This is a genomic window from Acidobacteriota bacterium (genome assembly GCA_028875575.1).
Classification (GTDB): Bacteria; Acidobacteriota; Terriglobia; order Versatilivoradales; family Versatilivoraceae; genus Versatilivorator.
Map to the genome: position 1 here is coordinate 24,862 of JAPPDF010000043.1, position 25,475 is coordinate 50,336.

Genomic DNA, 25,475 nt, shown 5'->3' on the forward strand with positions numbered 1-25,475 from the left:
CCATCAACGTTCTTTCCGGGCCACCATCAGGTAGAGCTTGGGTTCGTCCCGATAGGTGATCACCTCCAGCCCCAGCGGCTGGAGCAGCGACTGGAACTGGGTGCGCTGGGGGAACGACTCAATGGCCAGGGGGCTGGTGCGGCGAAGCTCTTCCACGAATGCCCTGCCCTCGGGATGGCTCACCACCATGCGGCCTCCCGGCCGTAACATGCGGCTTAGATTCCTGCAGGCTCGGGGTTTGTCGGCGATGTTCCCGAACATGGCGTTCAGAAAGGCGACATCCACCGAGTCGTCTTCCAGTGGAAGATCGGCCACGTCCGAGTGAATGGTCTGAACCAGGGGATGTTTCTGCTGCAGCCGCTGCAACATTTTCTCGGCGATGTCGCAGGCGACGATACGGGAGGGATTGAAGGACTGGATTAGGGGGACGAGAACGCCCACACCGGTTCCGATATCCAGCACCACTTCGCCGGGGTGCAACCCGGCCGCGCCGACCACCTCCGCCAGGCGTTCGATCACAGGCGCCGGCTGGGGCACATCGAAGTCGCCCACCCGCTCATTGAAGTATTCACGTTGAGAGGGAGCAGCCATGACAGGAGAGCATGTCTCACCGAGGGGGAGCAACATTAATGGGAGAAACGTGTTCGGCTTCTTGTGTTGTCTCTGATTGCCAGTAACTCCATCCGCTCGAATCATCCCTTATAACCCACTGCCATCCCCCATACAACGTGGGAATGGTTGATGTAGACGACTCCGCCCGACTGCTAACCAAAAGCAAGCCCGCCAGCCCCCATCCCCAAATGGCCCTTTCGTCCTCTTTCCTCCGCTCCGCCCGGAAGAAACGCCGCCGGCAACGACCTCAATCTCTTCGTCCAACCTACCGGAACCCGGAGTTGGATTCAACGCCTCGTGATCCGTGACCGCCACCGTGAGTTCGGACTCGGCAGCCTCGCCCTGGTCTCCCTGGCAGAGGCTCGAGAGAAGGCGCTCGCCAACCGCAAGCTCGCCGGCCAGGGCGGGGATCCACTGGCGCAGAAGCGTCGCGCGGAGTGCATCCCCACCTTCGCCGAAGCTGCCACCCGTCTGCCGGAACAGTAGCAGGCCGGATGGCGCAACCGGGAACACGCCCGCGAGTGGCTGTAGAACTGAGGCGGACCAGACTGCCTCCCTTCCTCATGGTGTTCAAGACGCCGGCGGTGGCGCCGTATTGGACCTCGATGGGCTGCTCGGCACATCCGCAGCAGAGGCCGCCCACTCCATAAAAGAGTCGGTCTCCAGCCACATTGAACGGCACTCGTCTCAGTTTGGGATATCCAGTCGAACATTCACGTAACAGGCACGTTATTAGACCGTTAATTCACTTTAAGTGCACCTTCTATTGTTAGCCTCCAGGTTCGATTTCTTTGAGAACAACTCTGCCAGGCAATCGGATCCAACACTGTCAAAGTTGGACAAAGTAGCAGCCTCATTTCTTCGGTGCATTGCGAGAGCCATGCCATGAGCGGTTCTGAGATTAATGTGAGTCACAACCGATCTCGGTTTCCGAACGGATCAGAGATCGTAGTGGTGGGCGCGGGTGCGGCCGGTCTCGCCGCAGCCTGGACACTCGCTGGCCGCCGCAAGGATAGCAAATGCCGCGTTAGAGTGCTGGAGGCCTCGGACAAGATCGGCGGGCGCATGTTCTGCGAGAAGGTCGACGGCTTTCACGTGTATAGCGGTGCCAGCGTCATCCATGAATCCTTCGCAACAACAAGAGAATTGGCGCGCGAACTGGATGTGGAACTGCGGCAAAGTCCGAAAAAGAAAGGTGGCCAAAGCTACGTTGGCGACCGATTCTGGGGCCTGTACATCGGTGGTTCGCTGAAGCAGACCCTGCAGACCCTGCAGACCCTGTTCTTTTCGCCGCAACACACGCTGTCTGGAAATCTGGAATTCATGCGCCTGTTCGCGATGCTCAGGAAACGCGCCAAGGATCTCGATTTCGAAGACCATACCCGCATGTTGGACCTGGACACAGGGGAAAGCTTCGCTGAATTCGCTCGCGCCAACTCGCTTACCCGCTACTTGAAACAGGCGGGGGAGTTGGACCTCAACTGCTTCACCGCAGGCAGTTCCGAGCAAGTGGGGGCCGCATATGGAATGGCGTTACTGTGGCTGTGGACCATCAATCCAGCGACGCGCAACTATTTGCCCAAACAGGGAATCAGTGCCTTCGCCAATGCCCTTTCGGATTCCTGCGCGAGTTTCACCCAAGTTTCCACGAGAGTCGCACGGATCACAATCGAAGATGGGAGGGTAAGAGGCATCGTTACGACGAGTGGAGAAAAGATCGAGGCCGATGCGGTCATATGCGCCACCACGGCTTCGACTGCCGCACGAATCATTCCGGAATCACTAGGCGAACTTCGCGCTGTCCTTGAGCAGGTTAGCTACAGCTCATGCTGCAATGTAGCGTTCGGGCTGAACGCGAACATTCTGGCCGATGGATCACATGCTGCGCTGTTTCCTTCTGAATCTCCGTCCTTCCTGACCATGGTCACCAATTTGGCAGCCATGACTCCGGACGCAGCGCCTTCAGGCAAGACGCTAGTTCACGCATTGATCATCGGCAAACATGCAAGAGCGTTCTTCGCGTTGGACGATGGCGAAATCGTGCGTCGGGTGATCGAAGAAATGCGCCGGTTCTTTCCGGCCATGCCGGAACGCCCCCTGTTCGCGAGGGTCTACCGCTGGCCGGAAGCCTTATGTCTGTCGCCTGGCGGCATGCTTAGCGATATGCATGACATGCGTACGCGACCACACAAATACATGGGTGGCCTTTTCCTCGCCGGCGACTACACTCGCTTGCCGTCGCTGAATGGAGCCATAAAAAGTGGCGTCGAGGCAGCCGAGGCGAGCCTATCCTATATCGCCGAGGCGGAAGCGGCGAAATTGAGGTGACCTGCCGCCTGAAATCGCAGGCACTGCGGCATAGTGCTACATCTGGAAATCAGGCAGGCTTCGAAAATCTCCGGCCCATGCAGTACCCCCAAGACCGAAGATACCCTTCGATCACAGGCGCCGGCTGGGGCACATCGAAGTCCCCTACCCGCTCATTGAAGTATTCACGCTGAGAAGGGACGGCCATGGCAGGAGAGCGTATGTCACCGAGAGGACGCAACACTAATGGGAGAAACCTGTTCGGCGTTTTTGCGGAGCGCGACGCCCTCCACCGAGGTAACGGCTAAGCTCGAATTCCGGGCTGGTGCCCGGGGAAAATCCATTAGAAAATCCTGTCCCCCGGCAGTGTTGTGGGTTAGGGGAGAGCTGCGAAGCTGCGGTTGGAGTGGATAGGCAAGGGAACGCTTACTACAGGCCATCCTTATAGAGCTGCGAAGCTGCGGCTTAGGGTAGCCCCGGGTGGCAGCCCGGGGTTGTGGGAATTCAGCACCCGCGCAGCCGCGTATGCGGCGAATCAGTAGCATCCGTCGGAAACGCACCGCCTCTCCAAGAGGGCGCCAAACGACATGGGAGACCCGTTCACGCCAACCCGCCCTCACTGCGCGGGCGGCAGCTCCACCACCTGCTCCTTGCCGTCCCGGCTCACCCGCAAGCGGACGGTCTGCCCCTCCATACCGGCCAGCATGGATTGGAATATGCCGACGCCGGTGACGGGGCTCGAATCGACGGCCAGGATGACGTCCCCCCGCTTCAGACCGGCATTCTCATTCCCGCTGACGTCGGAGACCAGAACCCCATCCGTGCTGGACAGGCCAAGGGATGCGGCCAATCCCCGGCTGATCTCCTGCACGGTGATTCCCCGAACGCTCTTGACCAAGGGCTCGCTCCGACCTTCGGACTCGCTCCGGTCTTCCAGATCCATGGCGGTGTTCCCCTCCATCAGCGACCGGGCCACCAGGATGGGTTTGCGAAAGCGAAGGGCCAGGGCAATGGCGTCGCTGGGCCGGCTGTCCACTTCGAAATCCTTTCCGGACGAGGTCAGGAAGATGCGGGCGTAGTAGGTTCCCTCCTTGAGCTCGCTGACCAGCACTTTCTCGAAGACCACCCCGGCTCCCTGCAGGATCGACTTCAGCAGGTCATGGGTCAGAGGACGGGGCGCAGCCGCACCCTCGAGCTCCATGGCGATGGCCCGTGCCTCGAAGGGACCGATCCAAATGGGAATCGCCCGGGAATCTCCCTTGTCCCGCAGGATGACCACCGGCATGTCGGTAGTGCGGTCGAAGCCCACCCTCATGACTTCCACGGCCACCGGTCCCTGGTCAGCCTCTTCGGCCTGGCAGCCCATGATGGTCTGGCTCAAAAGCACCAGCAGGAGCAAGATCCGCCACAACGCCCGTCTCCCCGTCCACCCTCGGTGCCTGCCGTTGACAATCCCGTTCATGTTCAACCCCAGTCTGGTTGGCAATTCCCACCGCAGCGACGCAAAAGGATCCGGCTGGGCCGGTCTTGGTTAAATCGCCGTCCAGCCGCCGTCCACCAGCAATGTATGCCCCGTGATCAGATCCGCTGCCGGGCTGGACAGAAATACCACGGCGCCGGCAACGTCCTCCGGCTTCCCCAGGCGTCCGAGCGGAATGCGGCTCAGGATCTCACGGCTGAAGCTTTCGTCCTGAAACAGCTTCTCGGTCAACGGCGTCCGCACGAAAGTGGGTCCCACGGCGTTGACGTTGATGTTCTGCCCGGCCCATTCGATCGCCAGCACACGAGTAAGGTTGACCACCCCGGCCTTGCTGGAGCAGTAGGCCGCACGGTTGAAATAGCCGATGACCCCGTTCTGGGAGGCGATGTTGACGATCTTGCCGGACTTTCTCCGAATCATCCCACGAGCCACCGCCTGGGAGCAAAAGAAAACCCCCTTGAGGTTGACGTCCAACACCCGGTCCCAGTCCTGCTCCGTCACCTCCAGGGCGGGCTTGGAGATATTGATGCCCGCGTTGTTGATCAGAATATCGATCCCTCCGAACCGCTCGGTGGCTTTCTCGACCATGCGTTCGATGCTCTTGAGCGAGGTCACGTCCAGGGACACCGCCATGCACTTCCTGCCCAGTTTCCGGATCCCCTTTCCGGTCTGACGCGCATTTCCAATCCTGCCCGGCAAATCGGTCACCACCAGGTTGGCTCCGGCTTGAGCCAGGGCCAATGCGATGCTGCGTCCGAGGCCCGATCCCGCACCGGTCACCAGGGCCACCCGGCCGTCAACACGCATCGAGGGCAGCGGTGCGTCGTGAGAATCCATCGGCCTATCTCCAGTCTGTCCGGAACTCCGCTGTTTCGTCCCCTATGAGCCGCCCCGTCGAATGGGACGGCTGCGCGCCTGGGTGAAGGGGGAAGTTTGAAGTTTGAAGTGTGAAGTGTGAAGAGCTGTACGGTCGACACGCGTAGCATCTTGTCGGTTTCGGCGCAGTCCTTCCAATAAGCGCGGTCAGTTCGTCAGGTGCTTGCCCGTTCCCGAAACGCTCGGCTGACGACTCTTCCCTCTGTACTCTCCACTCTTCACTCTTCACTCTCCACTCTTCGCTAAAGTCAGCCCCTGCACGGATGACTTCGGCGGTCGGGGGAAGCAGTAGGCCAGCAGCCCCGCCAGGGCCAACCCGACCAGAAACGGCAGGGGAACCACCCAGACGAAGGAGAGGCTCTTTTCCATGCCGAACCACTCCTTCCCGAAACAGATGAAGAGACTGGCCAGCGTCCCGGCCAGGAACCCAAGCAGGGCGGCCTGTTTGCCCGCGCGGCGAAACAGGATTCCGGCAAAGAACAGCACTCCCAGGGGGCCCACGAAAATGTGGTTCAGGCGTCCGGTGAGCTCGACCAGGTTCCAGTCGGTGCGGGTAGCCATCACAGCGGTGCCGGTCGCGGTGGCGATTCCCACCAGGCCCGCCAGCAGAGACACCGCCCGGTCGGCCCACAGGGTCCGCACCTGGGCCTTGAAGAGCCCGAATCTCTGAAAGAAGTCGGAGACCACCACTCCCGAGATGGAGTTGATGCCGGAACTCAGGCTGGACATGGCGGCGGCCAGCAGGGCAGCCAGCAGCAGCCCCGACACCCCGGCCGGCAGCTCTTCCACGATGAAAATCGGCATCACCCGATCGGCCCTGGCAGCGATCTCCTCCTGAAAGGCCTGCACCGGCGCGGCCGACTGGCTGGCATAGAAGGCAAACAACGACAACCCGCAGAAGAGCAGCGCCAGCATCACTGCAAAATTGAAGCCGGCGAACATCCAGACACTCTTGCGTGCGGCCGACAGATCGGGGCAGCTCAGATAGCGCTGAACCGCCACCTGGTCGCCTCCCAGGGTGCAGATGTTCCAGAAGAAGTTGCCCATGACGATTCCGACCACGGTGATGCGAACGGTCAGGTCCCAGCTGAAGGTCTGAATCTCGGTCCTGCCCGCTTCGGAGAAGGTCTGCCACCAGGTTGCCGGGCCGCTCCCCAGCGAGAATCCGATCAGCACCGGAATGGCCAGGGCGCCGCCCAGCAGAATCATCAACTGCAGGTTGTCCGTCCAGACCACCGTTCGCAGCCCACCGGCAGTGGTATAGAAAGTGGTCACCAGGCCTGTGGCGATGATGGTGAAGTAGAGGTCCCAACCGGTGATCTCGGCCACGGCGAAACTGCAGGTGTAGATGATCAGTCCCATCCAGATGATGGTCCGCAGCACGAAGAGAAAGGAGGCCAGGCTGCGAAAGCTCACGTCGAAGCGCTTCTCCAGGTACTCGTAGACGCTGGTGATGGGAAGGCGCCGCAGCACCGGAATCAGAATGCGATTGGCCACCGGCACGAACAGGGGCATGGCGATGATGCCGGACAGGTAGGCGATGCCGTAACGCATCATCTCGCCCGGCACCGACAGGAAGGTGATGGTGGAGAGCAGGGTGGCCATCATGCTGCCGCCCAGCAGCATCCAGTGCATGCTGCGGCCGCCCAGCAGATATTCCTCCCTGGAAGTCTGGCGGCGGGAGAAATAGATGCCGATCCCCGACAGCGCCGCCATGTAGACGACGACCACCACCAGGTCCAGCGTCGTCAGTTGCATTCTTTGCCCCTTCGGTCGCGGCTCAACCGCGCATCGCCCAACCCGCTAGGTCTGCCTGGCCTGGGCTTCGGCATGGACCTCCCGAATCTGACCAACCAGCTCTCGGGCGCGGTGCCGCACCATGCCCGAGATCTCGGAGCAGATCAGGAAGGAAAACCCTCGATCGATCCAGAAGCCGGCCTGCTCCAGGGTTCCCACCACCATGCCGCAGTTCTTGCCCATGTCCCGGGCCTGGCGCCACACCCGCTCGATGGCCGCCACTACCTCGGGGTGATCGGTATGGCTCCAGCGGCCCATGTTCAGGGAAAGATCGTAGGGACCCAGCATGGCCGCATCGATCCAGTCGTGGGGGATCAGCGAGGCCATGTCCTCGATCCCGGCGGGGCTTTCGAACTGGGTCGTGATGAACAGGCCGGACTCCACTTCGTCCCAACCCTGGCGGTCCAGGCCTCGATTGGCAAAAATGGCGGGTCCGCCGGGGCCTCGGCGGCCCTTGGGAGGAATGAAGGCTCCCTCGCGAATGGCCCGGACCTGGTCCTGACTCTCCGTCCAGGGGACCATCAGGCCGGCCGCTCCCATGTCCAGGTACCTCCGAATCAGGTGATAGAGGGCGGCTTCCGGACGAATCAATAGGGGAAAGTCGAGCAGTCGTGCCGTGCGGCAGAGCTCCTCGGCGGTGTGCAGGTCGGCCGAGCTGTGCTCCATGTCCAGCACGGCGAAGTCCAGGCCTTCGGACTTGAAGATCTCCAGGTATCCCGCCCAGTGATCGAAGGTCATAAGGATTCCCAGGGTCAGCTCTCTTTGGTGGACTTTGGATTTCAAGCGGGTGGCCAGCAAGGGTCCTCCTTGGCTTTTCGGGACTTTGAGGCAGGCTGAGGTGAGGCGGCGCCAGCCGGGGGCGATTCCAGGGGCCGCCGGAGCGGTGCCGTCCCGGCGGCCCCCAGCGAGGGCCGGCCGGACACCACAACCGGGGCGGGCTGAAAAGGCCGTATTCTACCCAGTTTGCCCGTCGACATTCCAGTGAAATAGAATGTTGGGGACGACTGAGAGATCCTGTACACTGAGGAACCTTTCCGAGAGGTAACCATGGCCGTGCTGGAACAATTTTCCCTCAAGGGCCGGATCGCTCTGGTGACCGCCGGAGCCGGGCCCCAGTTCGGCAGCAGCCTGTCGGAAGGCCTGGCCGAAGCCGGAGCCACGGTGATCGTGGCCTCCCGCTCCCTGCAACGAAACCTGGATTTCGCCCGGGGGTTGAAGGAGCGGGGCTACGACGCCCACGGCATGCAGGTCGACATCTGCGAGACCGACTCCATTCAGCGACTGCACGACCGCATCCTGGAGCAGTTCGGCCGCCTGGACATCCTGGTCAACAGCGCCCTGGCCCGGGTCGGAGGCGGTTTCGAAACCCAGACCTCCGAGGACTGGCTGGAGAGCGCCAAGGGAGACATGGTGGGTCTGTTCACCATCTGCAGGGCCTTCGTTCCCGACATGGTGCGGCAGAAGCGGGGATCGATCATCAACATCTCCAGCATCTACGGCGTGGTGGCCAACGACCCCTCCCTCTACGAAGGCACCGACATGCTGCAGGCCCCGACCTACAACTTCGTCAAGGCGGGCATGATCAACTTCACCCGGCACATCGCCAACTACTATGGGAAAAGGGGCGTGCGGGCCAACTGCATCTCCCCCGGAGGCTACTTCAACCACCAGCCCAAGCCCTTTCTGGACAACTACTGCAAGCGGGTCCCCATCGGGCGCCTGCTCGACAACGAGGACATCAAGGGGGCGGTGGTCTTCCTGGCCTCCGACGCTTCGGCCTACGTCACCGGAATCAACCTCATGCTGGACGGAGGCTGGACCACCCTGTAACCCATCCGTCAATCTCCACGGAAAACCCCATGACCCTGGAAAAATCCGCCCGCTGGTTTGAAGACAACAAAGAGTTTCTGGCCGGAGGTGTCAGCAGCGACGTGCGCAAGGCCGAGCTCCCCCACCCCCTCTACTTCGAGTCGGGCTCGGGGAGCCGCATTCGCGACGTGGACGGCAACGAGTACATCGACTACGTCCTGGGACAAGGACCGCTGCTGCTGGGCCACAGCCCCCGACCGGTGCTGGAGGCCGTCCACCGGCAGTTGGACCGGGGCCTGGTCTTTGCCGGTCAACACCAGGCCGAGGCCGAACTGGCCCGGCTGCTGACCCGGGCGATCCCCTGCGCCGAGAGGGTCAGGTTCAACAGCACCGGCTCCGAGGCCGTGATCACGGCCCTTCGGGCGGCCAGGGCCTACCGGGGGCGCAACCTGGTGGTCAAGTTCGAGGGGCAATGGCACGGCTGGTACGACAGCCTCTTCGTCTCGACGGCTCCCGGACCCGATCAGCAAGGTGACCGCGGCAGCCCCAACCCCGTCTTGCCCAGCAAGGGCCAGGTGGCCAACGCCGCCGACAACCTGATCATCATGCCCTGGAACGACCTGGAGCTTCTGGAAGACCTGTTTGCCCGGCGCGGCAGCGAGATCGCGGCCATCCTGACCGAGCCGGTCATGTGCAACTCGGGAAGCCTCATGCCCCGTCCCGGCTTTTTGGAGGGATTGCGCAGCCTCTGTGACCGCTACGAGTCCGTCCTGATCTTCGATGAGGTGATTACGGGCTTTCGCCTGGCCCTCGGAGGGGCCCAGGAGATCTTCGGCGTCACCCCCGATCTGGCCACCTACGCCAAGGGTATCGCCAGCGGGTTCACCTTGAGCGCCGTGGTGGGCAAAGCCGAAGTCATGGACCTGATTTCCAGCGGACAGGTGGTGCACGCCGGAACCTACAACAGCAACCCGGTGGTCATCGCCGCCGGCCTGGCCACGCTTCAAACCCTCAGCGGCGACCGGGAAGCCGTCTACTCACACCTCAACCGCCTGGGCGACCGCTTGCGCCAAGGGCTGGAGGAGCGGCTGCGGCGGGCTGAAGTCCCTGCCCTGGTGGGCGGTCTGGGACCGGTGGTGCAGGTCAGCCTCACCGAGCGGGAGGCCCTCCACGACTACCGCGAATGGGCCACCCGGGACGACCGCACCTACCAGCAACTGGTCACCGACCTGGTCTACAGGGGGGTCCGCACCACCGGCCGGGGCACCTGGTACGTCTCCACCGCCCACACCGACGCCGAGGTGGACCAAACGCTGGATGCCTTTGACAAAGTCCTGGAGGGGCCGGGCATTGGGGCCGCCTTTTGATTCGCCGCCCGGTTGTCGCTAATGGGGCGCCGCGTTTGCCCCCCTCCGGTTCGACCGCGGGCTGAATCTCCTGAGTCGCGATCCAGCGGATTCCGTCCCCCCCTCCGGTTCGACTGCGGGCGGAGCCCTTGTCTCACCGATTCCCCCTCCAGGGGGGAGTGATAGAGTTCTACTGGGAGCCTTGTGTTGGCCTCAAGAATCACTCCCCCCTTGAGGGGGAGTCGCAGAAGCCGAGCCGATAGGCGAAGGCTGATGCGGAGGGGGGCCAACGCCGAGGTCCCAGCCAGGGGGCACCCGCAGCCCAAGGCCGTCAGGAGTCGCAGAATCCAAGCCGCAGGCGAAGACTGATGCGGAGGGGGGCAGACGCCAAGCAGGCAAATAACCCCCACCCCCATTCAGAATCGCCCTTCAAGCCTCAGGAAATCGGCGGGCTGGGCGGTCTTGCCCTCCAGGGCCAGGTCGGCCAGGACTTCTCCCATCACGGGCGCGAACTTAAACCCGTGGCCGGAAAAACCGGCACCGAACAGGACCTGCTCGTAGTGAGGATGGCGATCGACGATGAAGTGGCCGTCGGGCGTCATGGTGTAGAGGCACGTCCTGGCGGCCAGCATCTGGTCCAGCCAGGGACGGTCGGGGTCCAGCAGACCCGGGACAAACCGGGCGATATCCCGCACCAGGGGGGCCAGGTCGGCTTCTGACGGCGGCGCAATTCGGACAGGAAATTCCGGCAGGGGATCCCCCTTCTCGTGATAGGCGATCTTGACCCCGGCGCCGGCGATCTCGGGAAAGCCATAGAAGCCGCCGGGGGCGAAGACGAAGATGGGGCTCGCTCCGGGCTGAAACCATTGCGGCCGGCGGGGTCTGAACCAGGTCAGCACCTGGCGCCGCACTACCAGCGGCAGCTTCAATGCCGTCAGGATGGCGCCGCTCCAGGCGCCGGCGGCAACCACCAGCCGCTTGGCCCGGATGCGTTCTCCGCGGGTGCTTACCTGGACCTCCCGGCCCTCAACCGACCACTCCAGCACCTCTTGGTTCAGCCGAAGCTCAGCCCCCGAGCGGCGGGCTCCCCGTAGAGCGCAGCCCAGGGCGGCCGCCACGTCGATCAGACCGGCCCGGTCGTCCAGCAGCCCCGCAAAGTTCTCCAGGGGATTCAAGGCGGGGAAACGGCTCCGGACCTCATCCGCCGACAGGACCTGAACCGGCAGACCGTGAACGTCGGCGCTTTGCTGGACGCCGTCGAGCAGAGGGCTGTCGGACTCTCCCAGACTCAGCACCCCCGTCCAGGTCAACAACTCGGGGCGGTCTTCCGCAGCCAGGTGCTCCCAGAGCTCCAAGGCCCGCTTCATCAGCGGCACGTAATCGGGATGTTCCGTGTAGATGGTGCGAAAGGCCCGGGTCTCGCCTCCGTGGCTCCCCTGCTCATGGGGTGGCGAGAACCGGTCGAAGCCGATCACCGAGGCTCCCCGGCGGGCCAGCTCCAGGGCGGTGAAGCTTCCCATGGCTCCCAAGCCGATTATGGCCACGTCGTAACCTGGCATGCTCGCTGCCTTGTCGGTTCCCGGATTTCTCTATGTTAGATGCTTGAGTGGAAGCTGCGTTGACGAATGAGGCAGGAACTGTGGATTTAGGAATGTAGACTCTTGATTTGATCCGAGGCCAAACCGGTTGTCCTTACCCCCCAATCTACAATCAGAAATCAACAACAATTCCCTTCGTGGAGATTTCCATTGCCTGCTTGTGGGCCCGAGGCACGGCCTCCCTAGCTGAAGGCCACTCTCCGGCCCAAACCCTTGGCCAGCGCCTGCTCGTAGATGCTGGCGGCCACGGTGGTGTCCTGGACCCCCAGCCCGATCCCGTCAAAGAGGGTGATCTCGTCCCGGCTGCGGCGGCCCTCCACCTGGCCCAGGATGACCTGCCCCAGGCTGCCGGCGTAGCAATCCTTGCCCAGGATGCCCTGCTCCACCGCCTGGCTGGCCTCGCCCCGCTGCAAGCAGTGCTCCACCTTGTCGGCAAAGAGCCGGCAGCGCGGCAACAGCTCCGGCTCACATTCGATCTTGGTGTGCAGGTCGGACCCCATGCAGGAGAGGTGGGTCCCCTTCCTCACCCACTCGCTCCGCACGATGGGTTCGGTGCTGTTGGTGGCGGTGCAGATCACGTCGGCTTCCCGGCAGGCGCTTTCGGCATCGGTCACCTCGATAGGCGCCGGCGCCTCCTCGGCCAGGTCAGCCGCCAGTCGCTCGGCCTGATCTCGCCGGATATCGAAGAGCAGGATGCTCTGGAAGGGCCGAACCCGGCTCAGGGCCCGCACGCACTGGCGCCCCAGTTGGCCCGAGCCGATGACCGCCAGCACGGCCGCCTCCCGGCGGGCCAGATGTTTGGCGGCCACGGCCGCGGCCGCGGCCGTGCGATACATGGTCGCCAGCACCGATTCCACGATGAGCAGCAGCTCGCCGGTGTCCGGATCGTAGAGATTCATGGTGCTGAAGATGGTGGGCAGCCCCCGCTCGACGTTGCCCTTGCGCTCCTGTCCCATCTTCATGGAGAACATGTGGGTCGCCTTGGTGTAACCGGTCAGGCAGGCGGCGATGCCTCCGGGCAGATCCACGATGCACTTGGGGGGTAGCAGGTCCTCTCCCTTTTCGAACGCGGACAGGCACTTCTCGATGGCCGGCACGATTTCCTGCAGGTCGATCTGCGCCGCCACTTCCCCGCGAGTCAGAACGATTGTTTCTCTAGCCATGGAATCATCCTTTCAAAGGCAGCCTCGATCCGTTCCAGCGAGGTGGCGTAGCTCAACCGCAGGCCGTTGCGGCAGGATTCCCCGAAGGTATCCCCCGGGATGGCGCAGACCCGGATCTCCCGCAGCATCCTGAGCGTGAACTCCGACCCGTCCTCCCCGACGGGCAGCGAAGGCATGATGTAGAAGGCGCCCTGAGGACGGTAGCCCTGCAGGTGGCGGCACTCCTCCAGCAGCTCCACGATGCGGTCCCGGCGCTTCCGGTACTCGCCGACCATTTGATCGACGCAGCCCTGGTCACCCTGCAGGGCCGCCACCGAGGCCCACTGTCCCGGCGTGTTTCCCACCGTGGTTGTATAGGTGTGATAGCGCCTCAAGGTCTGGAGGTTCCTGCGGCTGGAGATAAGCCAGCCCACCCGCATGCCAGGCATGCTGTAGGTCTTGGAAACACTGCTGGCCACGATCAGGTGGTCCAGATCCACATCGCAGTTCAACACGCTGGAAGACTCCATCTCGTCCAGGACCAGGCGGTCGTAGACCTCGTCGCTGATCACGGTGATCCTCCGCCTGGCGGCGGCCTGACAGATAGTCTCCAGGGTCGAGGCGGGATAGACGGTACCGGTGGGGTTGCCGGGGGAGTTGAGGATGACGGCGCAGGTCCGGGGACCCATGGCGTCGATCACCTCCTGGGGATCCACCTGGTAGCCCTGCTCGGCAGTGGTGACGATGCGCCGCACGCTGCCGCCCGCCAGACCCACCAGGGGCTGGAAGAGCACGAAGCTGGGCTCGATGACGATCACCTCCCGCCCCGGCGCGGCCAGGCTGGTGACCGCCAGGAAGATGGCCTCCCCGGCTCCGGTGGTTTCCAGCAGGTTCTCCTCCACCAGTTTCCGGCCGCTGAGTTTCCCATAGATTTGCGCCAGGACGGAAAGCAGCTCCGGCAGGCCGGCATCCAGGGTGTAGTGGGTCTTGTCCTGGCGCAAGGCCTCCACGTGAGCCTCGACGATGTGCGGGGGCGTGGGAAAATCGGGCTGCCCGATGGAGAGGTGGATGACCTCCTCCATGGTGGACGCCAGGTTGAACATCCGGCGAATTCCCGAAACCGGCAGCGCCGAAAGCGCGGGATTCCACTGAAGGGATGGAGTCATGGATGGAATGAAGTGTCCCGGTAATGGATGGGCCGGTGGGCCGACTATTGCGGCTCTCCCGGTGGCTGGGCGTTTGCCACCCTCCGCATCAGCCTTCGCCTCCGGCTCGGCTTCTGCGACTCCCCCTCAAGGGGGGAGTGATAGTTGAGCGGCCTGAGGGGGCTTGCCGTAACCAACCGCCCCAGAATGCCCCAAGCCGTCCCCCAAGTCGAGCCTTTTTGGATTGGGGCTGTTGCTCCAGCTTTGGACGGGGGCATGGTTGGTCTGCTTGGGGAGATGCGTGTCTGGCCAGGGGAGGCCGGTAAAAGTCAGGAGGGGTTCTTCCCCGTTAGGGTCTCGGGATGCGATCCATGACGAAGTCCTCGATGCGGATCGTCTTCGCGAACCATCCCAGGTTCCTGGTCTCGACGCGAACCAGCTCGGCTCCTTGCAGCCAGGTTGCATCGATGGGGGAAGTCCCTGAAGGCAAATCGAACGAGAGAGTTGGCCGTCTGATTTCCAGCATCTGGTAGATATCCGAGAACAGCAGCAAACTGGAAAGAGAATCGGGGCCGAAGCTTCTTTGCCCGAAGAGCGCTTCTTTCCTCGAAAAGTTGACCAGGAAGTACCGTACGGCCTCCCAGTCATCCAGCGTTAGTTTGTGGGAGGTCTCGCGGAGGTGGACGATCCAGGCGTCATTCTGAGAGGTGACCGCAAGGATAGCTGCATGGTCGGAGCCTCGATCATAGCGAACACCGGGTTCCAGCCGCATCCTTGTAATCGCGTCTCTCTGGACCAGAAAGTGCATCTCTGCCTCATAGGCCATTTCGTCACCGGAATAACATTTGTGAACCTCTTGGCTGATCCGTAGCAATTCCAGATGAGGCTTCCACCTAAATTGCTCAGAGTTCAGGAAATCCAGGCCTCCAAGGGCCTGCGACAGCAAGGCGGCTTTCTTCGTGTGCAAATCCATCTCACGGTAACGCTGAAATCGCGGCGACGGATTACGGAAGGCGTACGAAGTACTCCCTCGATACTGGTCCAGGGTTTCGCCGGATGTCGAGAAGAGGTTCGCGGTGAAACGTCCTGGCAATACCACGAGGCCCGCAGGTAGATTGTCCACCGTGACATCCCCTTGCAGTAGCCACCCTTCTTCACGTCCCTGCTTGTGCCATCGATGCAACTCGAGACTCTTTTCATGGATGCGGGCCGTGACTTGCTCCGGGTCCAGGATTCCCTCGGCCAGAGGATACTCGTCCGGCCAGAAGTCCCACCTCCAGAAGGTCATGAACAGCAATACCCCGGGAAACACCGACGAGGCCAGGATCATGCTCTTCTTCGTCCGCTGGGTCAGATACTGATGGCAAACAACAACCACGGCCACTACGAGAAGGAACAGCAAGAACCCGATCAAGCCTGAAAAATAGAGGGAGTCGTCCCATCTGATCCGCCTGACCACTTTGACCGCTTCGGCGATGGCCTGCATCACTGCATTTTTTGGGGGTTGAAAGACATAGGGGTCCAGCCAGCGCAGGAACTGCAAAAACGTGTATTGAACCAGCAGCAGGCCAATAGCCCCGAGGATGCCGAGAAAAATCATACGAGCAAGGTCACGGGTCAAAGCTGCCAGCATCATGAGCAATGCCAGCACCAGGCACTGGAATAGCAAAATCTGTGGAATGGAGCGGACGGTGTCGTACAGCGTGACTCCATGGAGAAGGAGGAGCAGAACTTCGGTCAGAAAAGCGGGAAGAATCACCGTTAATGTCAGGAAGAGAGACTTGCCGGCCAGGAGCCGCTTCCCGGAAATGGGACGGCTCAACCAGAAGGCGGTGCTGCCTACCGTCGAGTCCTGCTGCACCAATTGGGAGGCGATCAAGACCAACAGGGCAATCTTCAGCAATGCCACCAGCCATGCCAGCAGGGTGATGGAGACTTCGAGCATCATATCGGCCGGAGGTGGATGGTGAGGAAGACGCGCAAAGGTTGAGATCAAGAATCCTTGCAGGATGACCAGTCCCCACCAGCCGATGAGCGGGAAAAGGAGGTGCGAACGACGAAAGTCGTTGGCCATGAGGTGAAGAGTCAGGTTCATTGGCGTTCCCCACCGTCCTGCAACCGTCGGATCAGGGCTAAAGACCGCAAGATGGCGATACCAATATTGGATTCACGCTCCAGGCCTTCATCCCGAGCGCGTCCTGCCTCCCGATCTCCTGTTCAGCTGTCTTTCCCGGGCTGTGATAGTGCAGCAGCGGGTCGGGCGATACGTTCCATGACGAGGTCCTCCAGGCGGATGGACTTGGAGAACCAACCCAGATCCCTGGTTTCAACCCGAATCAGCTCGGCACCGTCCATCCAGGCCGGGTCGAGGGGAGATCCCTCAAACCTCGGACCGAAATTCAGTCGCCCCTGTTCAACCTTCAGCATCGGGAAGACCATTGACATCAAGGGAGGAATCCGAAGGGAACTCCCTCCACGACGGCCTTTCAGGCCGAATATCCCTTCCCGCCGGGACGGGTTGATCAAGAGATAGGTAAAGGTGTTCCGGTCGTCCACAGGGAGCCAATGGGTAAACTCCCTGAAGCGGATGATCAAGCCGTTCGGATCGAGTCGTTCACTCGGGGGGATCTTGAATCGGAAGGTGTTTGACCCGTCCGAATAGTATCGGTCAATCGATAGGATCTCCACCTGGTCCGAGCCTCGATGGTAACGAGCCCCCTTTTCCAACCGTATGTTGGCGATTTCGTCCCTTTGCACCAGATAATCCACCTGGGCCGAATATTGCAATCTGTCTTCTCCATAGCGCTCATAGAGATCCTTGCTGATCTCAAACAGTTCCGGAGGTCCTTCTCCCAATAAATGCTCACCGTCCAGGAATTTGACGTCGTCCAACGCCTGACTGAGCAACTCGGCTCTATCCCCGCCAAGCGGTCGACCGGAAAAATGAATGGGACTCATGGCCTGGAATGCATAGGCGCTACGACTGACATGGTGGGCCAGGGATTCTCCGGAGGGCAGGAGGAGGCTGGCGGAGATCTGAGCCGGGAGCACAACCACGCCCGGAGGTAGATTGTCCAGCGCTATGCTGCCTTTGAGGAGCAGCCTCTTTTTTCCTGCCGGGTCAAAGTGCGTACGGGAAGTTGTGACTGGAGCGATGATCAGACTCTTTTCCTCGATCCAGGCCGTGACCCGGGTCGGATCCAGAATCCCTGTGTCGAGTTTGGGTGCCGTTCCCCGCCAATGCGGGTTCCAGAACCCTATAGAGATCAGCGCAAGGGAGAGGGCCGAGAAGAGAAGGATCCTGCTGCGCAACCTCCGTCGCGTCAGATACTGATGGACAACGACCATCGCGGCTATTCCCAGAAGGACCGGAAGCATGCCCATCAGGTGCAGACTGAAACTGGGAGGGGGAACAGGCATCACAACGGGAACGTCTTGGCTCGGAAATTGCAGAGTGCTCAGGACCAGGGAGAAAGAAGTGGAAAATAGCAGAAACAAGATGAACCAAAGCGGCGGCACGGCGACCAGCGCAGCGATCCCAAAGAAGATCTGTCGGGGAAGGCTGGTGGTTAAAACCGTCAGCATCGTTAGAACGACGATCGTGAACAGGGTCAGAAGGACGATCTGTGGAATAGAGCGGACGGTATCCTCCGGGGCGACTCCACGGACCAGGAGCAAAACGACCTGCACCAGAAGGTCTGGAAGCAAGACAACCAAAGCCAGGAAGAGGGACTTGCTCGCCAGCAGCCGACCCTTTGAAATGGGGCGGCTCAACCAGAAGGCGGTGGTACCTGTGGTGGCATCCTTCCGTACCGCCTCCGATACGATCAGCGTCAACAGGCAGAGCTTGAGTATTGCGACCAGCAACCCCAGGAAAGACGGGCTGAATAGCCACATCCGTTCGCCGGAAAACAATTGGGCGTAAGATCCCATCAAAACGGCCTGCAAGATCAACAGAGCCCACCACACGCTCAGATAAGGCCGCAGGTAGCGAAAGTCGTTGGCAATGAGGTGTCGCGTCAGGTTCATTTCCCGCTTCTCATTCGTACAGCCGATAGGTTCGGGCCAGCGCCATGAAGATGGCTTTAAGGGACATGGGACGCACCGTCAAGTCCTTGAGACCCGGCAGAGAGCTCCGAATGGCCTGGTCGCCGGCTTCCTCCCGGTAGCGGCTGTCCACGAACCGAACCACCTGCCCCGCCCTCTCCGCCAGCAGCCAGGAATCGGGGAGGGTCTCCGGCATTTCCCCACCCGGCTCCAGGGTGGCCTCGCATTGACGGAAGCGGGCCTGCAGCGCGGCGGTGGGCTCCGCCAGCCGCTTCTCGCCCCTGTCGATCACGCCCACCCAGTCGGCCAGGCGCTCCACCTCGTCGATGTCGTGGGAGGCCACCAGAATGGTCCATTGGCTGCGACCGCTCAACTCCAGCAGGCCCCGAATGAACTCGTCCCGGACCAGCGCGTCCAGGCCGGTAAAGGGCTCGTCCAGGATGACCAGCTCGGGCCGGTAGGAGAGCGAGGAAAGCAGGGAGGCCTTGACCTGCATGCCCCGGGAAAAGGTCTTGATCTTCCGGTTCAGGGGCAGCTCGAACTGGCGGATCAACTGCCCCGCCAAGTCCGGGTCCCAGGTGGGATACATGGGGCGGCAGTAGTCGATCAACTGCTGGACCGTCATCCATTCCAGTACTTGCTGGTTCTCGGAAACGTAGCCGATCCGGGACAGTTGGGCCGGACCCAGCCGCAGCGAATCGACACCCATCATCCGCGCCCCGCCGCTGGTCGGGCGGATCATGTTCATCAGCATCTTGATCACGGTGGTCTTGCCGGCGCCGTTGGGTCCCAGAAGGGCGAAGACGCTTCCCTCGGGGACCTGCAGCGACAGGTTGCGCACGGCCATTGTCTTGCCGAATCGGCGCGTCAGCTCGTGGGTCTCAATGATGGCGTTCATTTCGAGCCTTCCTTGCCGGGGTTCTCCCGGGCGTTGACCAAAACTTCCGACAGGCCGTTCCAGTGGTCCTGAACGGCTTCCAGGACCTGATCCAGAGTTAGCGAGAGCCTTCTGGCCTCTACGACCAGTGCTTCCGCTTCCTGCTCCAGCAGCGCCGAGCGCTCCCGCGGGGAGGCTTCCGGCAGGCGGGCCACCATGGTGCCGACTCCCGGCTTGACCTCCAGCAGTCCCTGGTCCACCAACCGCGTCACCACCTTCTGGGCCGTGTTGGGATTGATCCGCAGCTCCTGGCTCAGCTTGCGGACCGAAGGGAAACGGTCTCCCGGGAGCAACTGGCCCGAGATGATGGCCTTCTGGACGGCGTAGACCAGTTGCTGGTAGATCGACAGGCCCGTTCGGAACTGTACGGTGAATGGCAACATATGTGTACTATGGATGCTAGTACACATAATGTCAAGGAATATTTTGAAATATTCCCTGATGGTCGGACCGGCGACAACAGCGAGCTCGGGTTCGCGGCGCTCGGCACCGTCGGCCGCCCCGGGGAGTTGCGATCCTCGGGAATTCCGGCAGTCTCTGACTGCCGCTGCGCTGGCCCGGCGTCGATTTTCCTCCGGGGTGCAACCTGGAGACCGGCTATAATCGATATATAGAACGTCCTCTTCATGAAGCTCAACGACCGTTCCGACAGCGGCAAGCAGCCAGCCGCCGGAGATCCGGCAAGCAAACAGGGGACGGATCCGTTACCGCGGGCTCGGCCGTCCGGAGGCGTGATGAAACCAATGGCGATAGCGATTCGGCAGGTCGCTTTGCTCCTCATGCTGGCGATGGGCGCACTATCAGCACCGGCTGCTACGGCCGCCCAGGCGGCTGCCGAGGGAAGCGCAAGCTGCGACCAGTGGAACACCAAGGAGTTTTTCCAGGTCGCTACTGTCGAGGAGGTGGCCATATGCATGAAGCAGGGCGCAGACCTCCGGGAATTCAACCAGTATGGACAGACGGCCCTGCATACCGCGGCCGGCTACAGCCCAGACCCGGGCGTCATCACCGCTCTGGTAACCGCCGGCGCCGATCCCACGGCGTTGGACAAGCGGGAAGTGGCCCCGCTGGAGGTGGCGGCAGCCTTCAACGTCAATCCTGAAATCATTGCCGTTTTGGTCGACGCCGGAGCCGATCCCACGGCCCGGGGAGGCGGCCCCTATGGTCGAGTGCCCTTGGAAAGGGCGGCCAGGTCCAACGTCAATCCCGACATCCTCACCGTCCTGCTCAAGGCCGGCGCCGACCCCAACGAGAGAGGCAACCACGGTTCCACGCCCCTGCATTGGGCCGCCCAGCGCAATCCCAACCTCGAAGTTCTGACCCTGTTGCTCAAGGCCGGGGCCGACCCCAACGCTCAGGATGAAGGCGGCCGGACTCCCCTGTACATGGTAGGCAGTTACGGAAACGACTATTCTCAGGTCATAGCCACCTTGGTGAAGGCGGGAGCCGATCCCAACGCACGGGATGAAGACGGGCAGACTCCCCTGCACCAGGTAGCCCCGACCCGCACTCATCCTAAAACGGTGACCGCCCTGATCGAGGCGGGCGCCGACCCAAATGCGCGCGACGAGGATGGCGATACTCCGCTGCACAGGGCCGCTTTGCACAGCACCAATCCCCAAATCCTGGCAGCCCTGTTGGAGAAGGGGGCCGATCCCAATGCACGGGATGAAAATGGATCAACCCCCCTGCACACGGCGTCCGGATACAACTACGATCCCGCCATCATCTCTGTTCTGCTCGAGGCGGGTGCTGACCCAAAGGCCAGGAACGAGCGGGGCCAGACACCCCTGCACGAGGCCGCGCAGTCCAACGGTAATCCCGAGGTGATCACCCTGTTGCTGGAGGCGGGCGCCGATCCGCGGGCGCAAGACGAGCTGGGCCGTACGCCGGTGAGCCTCTTGGAAGAAAACGACCAGCTCAAGGACACCGACATTTACGGCCGCTTGACCCAAGGGCCGTGATGGCTGCAGGACTCAACTTTGAATCGGGAGGAACCATGAAGTGTAGAGGGAGTGGACCTCGATGGATCGCTCGGATGCTCATTGGTATCCTGGGGGGATTTACGGGCATTGCGGCAATTCCAGTAGCTGCCTCGGGCGAAGAAATCGGCGATAGCTGCACTCATTGGAACACGCACAAATTCTTCGAATCGGCCTCGCTCGAGGACGTCACCACCTGTCTCCAAAACGGCGCCGATCCCGAGGCCCGGGATGTAGACGGCCGGACTCCCTTGCACCATATCGCCCGGGCAAACGCCAATCCCTCCCTGGTTGCCGTGCTGGTCCGGGCAGGTGCCGACCCCAATGCTCGGGCAGAACTCGGTTGGACCCCCTTGCATGGAGCCGCCCTGTCTGCCGCCGCCAGCATGGAAACCGGCAGTCCTGAAATCATCTCGGCATTGATCGATGCAGGCGCCGATCCCAACGCTCGGGATTCAAGTGGAAAGACTCCCCTGTTCAATGCAGCCTGGTTCGGCGCCGAGAATCCCGCTGTCATCGCCGCACTGGTGGAGGCCGGCGCCGACCCCGGGGTTCGGGATGAAGACGGGCAGACGCCCCTGCACACGGCGGCCTCGGCCGCCAGCAGGGTTGACGTCGTCACAGCCCTGTTGAAGGCCGGAGTAGACCCCAAGGCTCAGGATGAGGACGGCTCTACCCCCCTGCACCAGGCGGCCATGCACAACGAAAATGTCGAATTCACCTCCGTCCTGGCAAAGGCGGGCGCCGATCCCGATGCGCGGGATGAAACCGGCGCGGCTCCCCTGCACAAAGCGGCCGGGTACAACGACAATCCCCAGGTCATCGCCGCACTGATCCGGGCCGGTGCCGACCCCAATGCCAAGAACCAATATGGGCACGCTCCCCTGCATGAGGCGGCCAGGGCTTATTCCCATAGACCTGACAGGATCGACGAGGCGGCCGAGATGCAGGCCAAGCACATGCTGCGCGTCTTCAGGGACCGTCCCGAAGAGATCGCTGAAACAATCGAGATGTTGGAGGACCCATCGGCCCTCGCCCAGTTGACGGATCCTTCCTACTGGTTCGCACTGGCCAAGGTGTTCTCCGAGCCTGACATCGCCAAATCCAGCAACGATCCCGAGATCGTCGCCAAGTTGACCCAGGCCGGCAGGAATGCGGCCAAGACCAAGGCTGCCGCCAATCTTGCCAACATCGCCGAACTGCTCAAGGGGGGCGCCGACCCCAATGCCGGGACGGATGGGGGCGGGACTCCACTCCATTCGGCAGCCGCGTCCAACACCAATCCCGCCGTAATCGCCGCCCTGGTCAAGGCGGGCGCCGATCCCGAGGCCAGGGACAGATACGGCTCCACCCCCTTGCAAGCGGCAGCCGCGTCCAACACCAATCCGGACATCATGGCTGCTTTGGTCAAGGAGGGGATGACGCTCAACGTACACGAACGGGATCGCCGTGGACGAACCCTGCTGCATCGGGCTGCCAGGTCCAACACCAATCCTGACTTTTTTGCTTTCCTGCTAGAGCAAGGCGCCGACCTGAACCTGGAGGATGAGCACGGTTGGACCCCCCTGCACTGGGCGGCCGGATCCAACAGCAATCCCGAGGTCATCAATGTCCTGATCGAGCGGGGCGCAGATCCGATAGCTCCGGATAAACATGGCAACACCCCCCTCCACATGGCGGCCCAACTCAACCAGAACCCCGAGATCATCGGCGCCCTGCTGGAGGCCGGCGCCGACCTCAACGCACGCGAGCCCGCTCGCGGCCGAACCCCCCTTCACCTCGCCGCCGATTCCAATTTCGACCCGTCAATTGTGTCGTTTCTGCTGGAGGCGGGAGCGGATCCCAAGGCTCAGGACAAGGAAGGCAAGACGCCTGTGGACCTCGCCGAGGGCAACCGCGGGCTCAAGGGGACTGCGGCCTACCGAAAGTTGAAGGCGGCGCGGTGAACATTGGCAGGCCTTGCCATGGCACGGAGGGTTGCCCGAACAGCGGGCGTCCCGACTGAGGAGGAGTTACCTGAAACCAGTGAAAAAGGGGTGATCCACGAAGGGACACGAAGGACAAAGAAGGGTCACCAAGCGTGACGGATCTGCCGCATCAGCACGGGCGCGGCCCGGTAGGCCGGCGTGTGCCCCTTGAGGCGCAAGAGTGATGGGCGGAGGCGCCACCCGCGCTCGCGGGTGGACTTCATCCCCTGACGTCATCGCAGCCAAGGAGGTCCATCGGTGATCGTGTTTATTCGTGCGAGCCGGGGACATCCCCTTCAGGGCAGGAACCGGTCGAGCCCGTCTGAGCAGCGCTTCATGCGCTTGAAGGCCTCGATCATGTCGGTGATGTCGTGGCCGGGGCAGACCATGCGGAATCCCTCGGCGGCCCGCTCTTCCGCTTCGCTCGGGCTGTTGGTGACGTATCCCGCGGCCACACCGGTCTCTCCGGAAGCCTTCAACACCTCCCGCACCAGCGCCTCGGCCTCCTCCGAGGGCCTGAACTCCCGCGTCGGCTGCCCGCCCAGGGATTCGGCCCCCACCGCCCGCTCCAGGTCGTAGGGACCGATCAGCACGCAGTCCACGTCGGGCACCGCCATCATCTCCCTCACGTTCCGGACCCCGGTGGGCGTCTCCACCATCACCACCGTCAGGATCTGGTCGTTGGCGTTCTCGGTGTAGTCGAAATAGCTGTGGCCGGCGTGGTAGGCGGTCCGCAGACCGGTGGCCGAGCGGTTTCCCCTGGGAGGGAACTTGGCCGCCCGCACGATGCTCTCGCACTGCTCGGCCGTCTCTACCATGGGAATGATGACCCCCAGGGCCCCCAGGTCCAGCACCTTCCCGATCCAGGCCGGATCGGGCCCCAGCGGCCGCACCAGCGGAACGGTGTCCCGGTGGACGAAGGGCGCCATGGAGGCGTTGATGCTCGACTCCGACCAAGCCCCGTGCTGCCAGTCGATCCACACGAAGTCGAATCCGTGCTGAACGGCTTCCTCGGCGATCTCGGGCGAGGGATAGTAGAGGGAGGGGCCGGAAATGATGCCCCCTTCAAGCAGCTTCTTGCGAGCCAGATTGACTTTCATCGACGTTGCCTTTCCTTGATATCCATTTCTTGTTGGTGTCGTTCTTCGTGCCCCTTCAGGTTCCCCTTCTCCAATCTTTTCCAACCGCTTGGAATCCCTTCGCAGATTAATCTGTTACTCCCTTGAGCCCGTTGCAAATTCGGCAGCGGGACGTTTGCCTGGAATGACCACAAAAGGCACAAAAACACAAATTGTGCCTTTTGTGCTTATTGTGGTTAGACAGCATTTTTCGCCAGGTCGCACCCGATTTTGAAAAGGCAGAACCTCAGGTTTGCCGGCAAAACCACGCTGCCCCGCTACGAATTTTGCAAAAAGCTCAATTCATCAATCCGTTTATTGGTGTTCATTCGTGGATCAGCAGGTCACACCCTTGCCCTCGGATCCGAACACGGACAGGCGATCCTCGTCACCGGTCTCCCGGCTGTCCGGCGCCACGTAGTGGTACTGCACGGCCCAGCGCTGCCGGTCGGTGCGGTTGGCGGGAGTCCCGTGAGGCAGGAGCGCATCGAACAACAGGCACCCGCCGGCCCCCATGGGAATCGCCACCCGGGGGAGCCGCGCCACCTCGCTGTCGCAGATCTGCCAGTCACGCCTCATGAAGTGCACCCGGGGGCCTTGTCGATGCCCCCCCTCGACCACCTGCATGCAGCCGTTTTCGGGAGTAGCCTCGTCCAGGGCGATCCAGACGCCCAGGATGCGGGTGGTCTGCGTGAGGTTGAAGTAGGCGCGATCCTGGTGCCACGGTTTCTCCCTGCCGCCGGGAGGCTTGATCAGCGCCATATCCTGGTAGAGTCCCGGCTTCCCTCCCAGAATCCGGCCTGCCACCCGGATGAGAGAGGGATCCTCCGCCAGGGCCTTGAGGGCCGGGTTCTCCTCCCGGGTGAATCCCATGAACTTGCGGACAAAGCGCATCCGGGTTGCCGGATCGAGCGGCGGCAGCCGTCTCCCGGTGTGCCCCAGGGCCAGATCGACGAATCGACGGCCTTTGGGCGCGGCGACGGACTTCCCCTTCAGAGCCGGCAACTGCTGCCTGACCGCACCCTCGAAATAGACCGACTCGCAATCCGGCCGCGGGCTGGTCCCCAATCGATAGAGCTCCTGCCTGGCCGCCTCAATCCGGGCCGTCGAAAAAGCCCCGTGTACGACCAGGTACCCGCGTTGCCCAAAGAGGACCATCTCCTCCTGACTGACGGATTCGAAACCGGTGATTCCCTCGGCCACCCTCTGGTATCGGTACAGTTCGGGATCGTAATCGGGTATTTCGGGCTCCAGAACCACTCGGAGATCGGGACTGTTCATGAAACTCTTCCTTCGTTTGCCGGCGACCGGG

General features: G+C 62.2%; 20 protein-coding genes. 6 read left to right on the plus strand and 14 right to left on the minus strand.

Features of this window, described 5'->3' with window-relative positions:
* Nucleotides 1–3: 3 nt before the first annotated feature.
* Nucleotides 4–591 (minus strand): class I SAM-dependent methyltransferase, encoded by a 588-nt coding sequence (locus tag OXI69_06740; GenBank protein MDE2665829.1) that lies wholly within the window; start codon nt 589–591, stop codon nt 4–6.
* Between the two features lie 201 nt (nt 592–792).
* Here OXI69_06740 and OXI69_06745 point away from each other — a divergent pair, with 201 nt between their 5' ends.
* Nucleotides 793–1,098, plus strand: a complete 306-nt coding sequence (locus tag OXI69_06745; protein MDE2665830.1) for an Arm DNA-binding domain-containing protein — start codon at nt 793–795, stop codon at nt 1,096–1,098.
* 399 nt (nt 1,099–1,497) lie between these two features.
* The gene (locus OXI69_06750) at nt 1,498–2,940 is read left to right on the plus strand and encodes an NAD(P)/FAD-dependent oxidoreductase (GenBank protein ID MDE2665831.1); all 1,443 of its coding nucleotides are present in this window, start codon (nt 1,498–1,500) and stop codon (nt 2,938–2,940) included.
* 595 nt (nt 2,941–3,535) lie between these two features.
* On the opposite strand, the gene OXI69_06755 is transcribed toward OXI69_06750, so the two are convergent.
* The 4 genes from OXI69_06755 to OXI69_06770 all read right to left on the minus strand — a co-directional run bounded on the left by OXI69_06755 (nt 3,536) and on the right by OXI69_06770 (nt 7,870).
* The gene (locus OXI69_06755; protein ID MDE2665832.1) at nt 3,536–4,330 is read right to left on the minus strand and encodes a DUF151 domain-containing protein; all 795 of its coding nucleotides are present in this window, start codon (nt 4,328–4,330) and stop codon (nt 3,536–3,538) included.
* Nucleotides 4,331–4,450: 120 nt separating this feature from the next.
* The gene (locus tag OXI69_06760; protein ID MDE2665833.1) at nt 4,451–5,236 is read right to left on the minus strand and encodes a 3-oxoacyl-ACP reductase FabG; all 786 of its coding nucleotides are present in this window, start codon (nt 5,234–5,236) and stop codon (nt 4,451–4,453) included.
* 264 nt (nt 5,237–5,500) lie between these two features.
* Nucleotides 5,501–7,033, minus strand: a complete 1,533-nt coding sequence (locus OXI69_06765; GenBank protein ID MDE2665834.1) for a sodium/solute symporter — start codon at nt 7,031–7,033, stop codon at nt 5,501–5,503.
* Nucleotides 7,034–7,078: 45 nt separating this feature from the next.
* On the minus strand, nt 7,079–7,870 hold the full coding sequence (locus tag OXI69_06770; GenBank protein MDE2665835.1) for an aldolase/citrate lyase family protein: 792 nt from the start codon (nt 7,868–7,870) through the stop codon (nt 7,079–7,081).
* Between the two features lie 249 nt (nt 7,871–8,119).
* Between OXI69_06770 and OXI69_06775 the strand changes: the two genes are divergently transcribed.
* Both OXI69_06775 and OXI69_06780 read left to right on the plus strand, forming a co-directional pair.
* Nucleotides 8,120–8,902, plus strand: a complete 783-nt coding sequence (locus tag OXI69_06775) for an SDR family oxidoreductase (protein MDE2665836.1) — start codon at nt 8,120–8,122, stop codon at nt 8,900–8,902.
* Between the two features lie 29 nt (nt 8,903–8,931).
* The gene (locus tag OXI69_06780) at nt 8,932–10,248 is read left to right on the plus strand and encodes an aspartate aminotransferase family protein (GenBank protein MDE2665837.1); all 1,317 of its coding nucleotides are present in this window, start codon (nt 8,932–8,934) and stop codon (nt 10,246–10,248) included.
* A gap of 395 nt (nt 10,249–10,643) precedes the next feature.
* Here the strand turns inward: OXI69_06780 and solA are convergent, their stop codons facing one another.
* The 7 genes from solA to OXI69_06815 all read right to left on the minus strand — a co-directional run bounded on the left by solA (nt 10,644) and on the right by OXI69_06815 (nt 19,479).
* Complete coding sequence (gene solA / locus OXI69_06785) at nt 10,644–11,786, minus strand: N-methyl-L-tryptophan oxidase (protein ID MDE2665838.1); 1,143 nt, start codon at nt 11,784–11,786, stop codon at nt 10,644–10,646.
* A gap of 221 nt (nt 11,787–12,007) precedes the next feature.
* Nucleotides 12,008–12,988: an ornithine cyclodeaminase family protein gene (locus OXI69_06790; protein MDE2665839.1), complete on the minus strand. Its 981-nt coding sequence runs from the start codon at nt 12,986–12,988 to the stop codon at nt 12,008–12,010.
* Nucleotides 12,964–14,133: a pyridoxal phosphate-dependent aminotransferase gene (locus OXI69_06795; GenBank protein ID MDE2665840.1), complete on the minus strand. Its 1,170-nt coding sequence runs from the start codon at nt 14,131–14,133 to the stop codon at nt 12,964–12,966. Before OXI69_06795 ends, OXI69_06790 begins: the two co-directional genes overlap by 25 nt.
* A 328-nt stretch (nt 14,134–14,461) precedes the next feature.
* A complete protein-coding gene (locus tag OXI69_06800) occupies nt 14,462–16,207 on the minus strand; it encodes a hypothetical protein (GenBank protein MDE2665841.1) in 1,746 nt (581 codons plus the stop codon).
* Nucleotides 16,208–16,329: 122 nt separating this feature from the next.
* Complete coding sequence (locus tag OXI69_06805) at nt 16,330–18,141, minus strand: hypothetical protein (GenBank protein MDE2665842.1); 1,812 nt, start codon at nt 18,139–18,141, stop codon at nt 16,330–16,332.
* 10 nt (nt 18,142–18,151) lie between these two features.
* The gene (locus tag OXI69_06810) at nt 18,152–19,057 is read right to left on the minus strand and encodes an ABC transporter ATP-binding protein (GenBank protein MDE2665843.1); all 906 of its coding nucleotides are present in this window, start codon (nt 19,055–19,057) and stop codon (nt 18,152–18,154) included.
* Nucleotides 19,054–19,479, minus strand: coding sequence for a GntR family transcriptional regulator (locus OXI69_06815; protein MDE2665844.1), 426 nt, complete (start codon nt 19,477–19,479; stop codon nt 19,054–19,056). Before OXI69_06815 ends, OXI69_06810 begins: the two co-directional genes overlap by 4 nt.
* 351 nt (nt 19,480–19,830) lie before the next feature.
* Here OXI69_06815 and OXI69_06820 point away from each other — a divergent pair, with 351 nt between their 5' ends.
* Entirely contained in the window at nt 19,831–21,060 is a 1,230-nt protein-coding gene (locus OXI69_06820; GenBank protein MDE2665845.1) for an ankyrin repeat domain-containing protein, read from the plus strand.
* Between the two features lie 35 nt (nt 21,061–21,095).
* Nucleotides 21,096–23,024, plus strand: a complete 1,929-nt coding sequence (locus OXI69_06825; GenBank protein ID MDE2665846.1) for an ankyrin repeat domain-containing protein — start codon at nt 21,096–21,098, stop codon at nt 23,022–23,024.
* A gap of 317 nt (nt 23,025–23,341) precedes the next feature.
* Here the strand turns inward: OXI69_06825 and OXI69_06830 are convergent, their stop codons facing one another.
* Both OXI69_06830 and OXI69_06835 read right to left on the minus strand, forming a co-directional pair.
* The gene (locus OXI69_06830; protein MDE2665847.1) at nt 23,342–24,145 is read right to left on the minus strand and encodes an aldolase/citrate lyase family protein; all 804 of its coding nucleotides are present in this window, start codon (nt 24,143–24,145) and stop codon (nt 23,342–23,344) included.
* A 354-nt stretch (nt 24,146–24,499) separates the two neighbouring features.
* Nucleotides 24,500–25,444: a phytanoyl-CoA dioxygenase family protein gene (locus OXI69_06835; protein MDE2665848.1), complete on the minus strand. Its 945-nt coding sequence runs from the start codon at nt 25,442–25,444 to the stop codon at nt 24,500–24,502.
* Nucleotides 25,445–25,475: the final 31 nt, after the last annotated feature.

Coding starts and splice junctions, on each gene's coding strand:
- OXI69_06835 (MDE2665848.1), bottom strand. CDS start 25,444: ATGAACAGTCCCGATCTCCGAGTGGTTCTGGAGCCCGAAATACCCGAT.
- OXI69_06820 (MDE2665845.1), top strand. CDS start 19,831: ATGAAACCAATGGCGATAGCGATTCGGCAGGTCGCTTTGCTCCTCATG.
- OXI69_06800 (MDE2665841.1), bottom strand. CDS start 16,207: ATGAACCTGACTCTTCACCTCATGGCCAACGACTTTCGTCGTTCGCAC.
- OXI69_06805 (MDE2665842.1), bottom strand. CDS start 18,141: ATGAACCTGACGCGACACCTCATTGCCAACGACTTTCGCTACCTGCGG.
- OXI69_06750 (MDE2665831.1), top strand. CDS start 1,498: ATGAGCGGTTCTGAGATTAATGTGAGTCACAACCGATCTCGGTTTCCG.
- OXI69_06775 (MDE2665836.1), top strand. CDS start 8,120: ATGGCCGTGCTGGAACAATTTTCCCTCAAGGGCCGGATCGCTCTGGTG.
- OXI69_06830 (MDE2665847.1), bottom strand. CDS start 24,145: ATGAAAGTCAATCTGGCTCGCAAGAAGCTGCTTGAAGGGGGCATCATT.
- OXI69_06795 (MDE2665840.1), bottom strand. CDS start 14,133: ATGACTCCATCCCTTCAGTGGAATCCCGCGCTTTCGGCGCTGCCGGTT.
- OXI69_06760 (MDE2665833.1), bottom strand. CDS start 5,236: ATGGATTCTCACGACGCACCGCTGCCCTCGATGCGTGTTGACGGCCGG.
- OXI69_06740 (MDE2665829.1), bottom strand. CDS start 591: ATGGCTGCTCCCTCTCAACGTGAATACTTCAATGAGCGGGTGGGCGAC.
- OXI69_06790 (MDE2665839.1), bottom strand. CDS start 12,988: ATGGCTAGAGAAACAATCGTTCTGACTCGCGGGGAAGTGGCGGCGCAG.
- OXI69_06825 (MDE2665846.1), top strand. CDS start 21,096: ATGAAGTGTAGAGGGAGTGGACCTCGATGGATCGCTCGGATGCTCATT.
- solA (MDE2665838.1), bottom strand. CDS start 11,786: ATGCCAGGTTACGACGTGGCCATAATCGGCTTGGGAGCCATGGGAAGC.
- OXI69_06765 (MDE2665834.1), bottom strand. CDS start 7,033: ATGCAACTGACGACGCTGGACCTGGTGGTGGTCGTCGTCTACATGGCG.
- OXI69_06810 (MDE2665843.1), bottom strand. CDS start 19,057: ATGAACGCCATCATTGAGACCCACGAGCTGACGCGCCGATTCGGCAAG.
- OXI69_06815 (MDE2665844.1), bottom strand. CDS start 19,479: ATGTTGCCATTCACCGTACAGTTCCGAACGGGCCTGTCGATCTACCAG.
- OXI69_06780 (MDE2665837.1), top strand. CDS start 8,932: ATGACCCTGGAAAAATCCGCCCGCTGGTTTGAAGACAACAAAGAGTTT.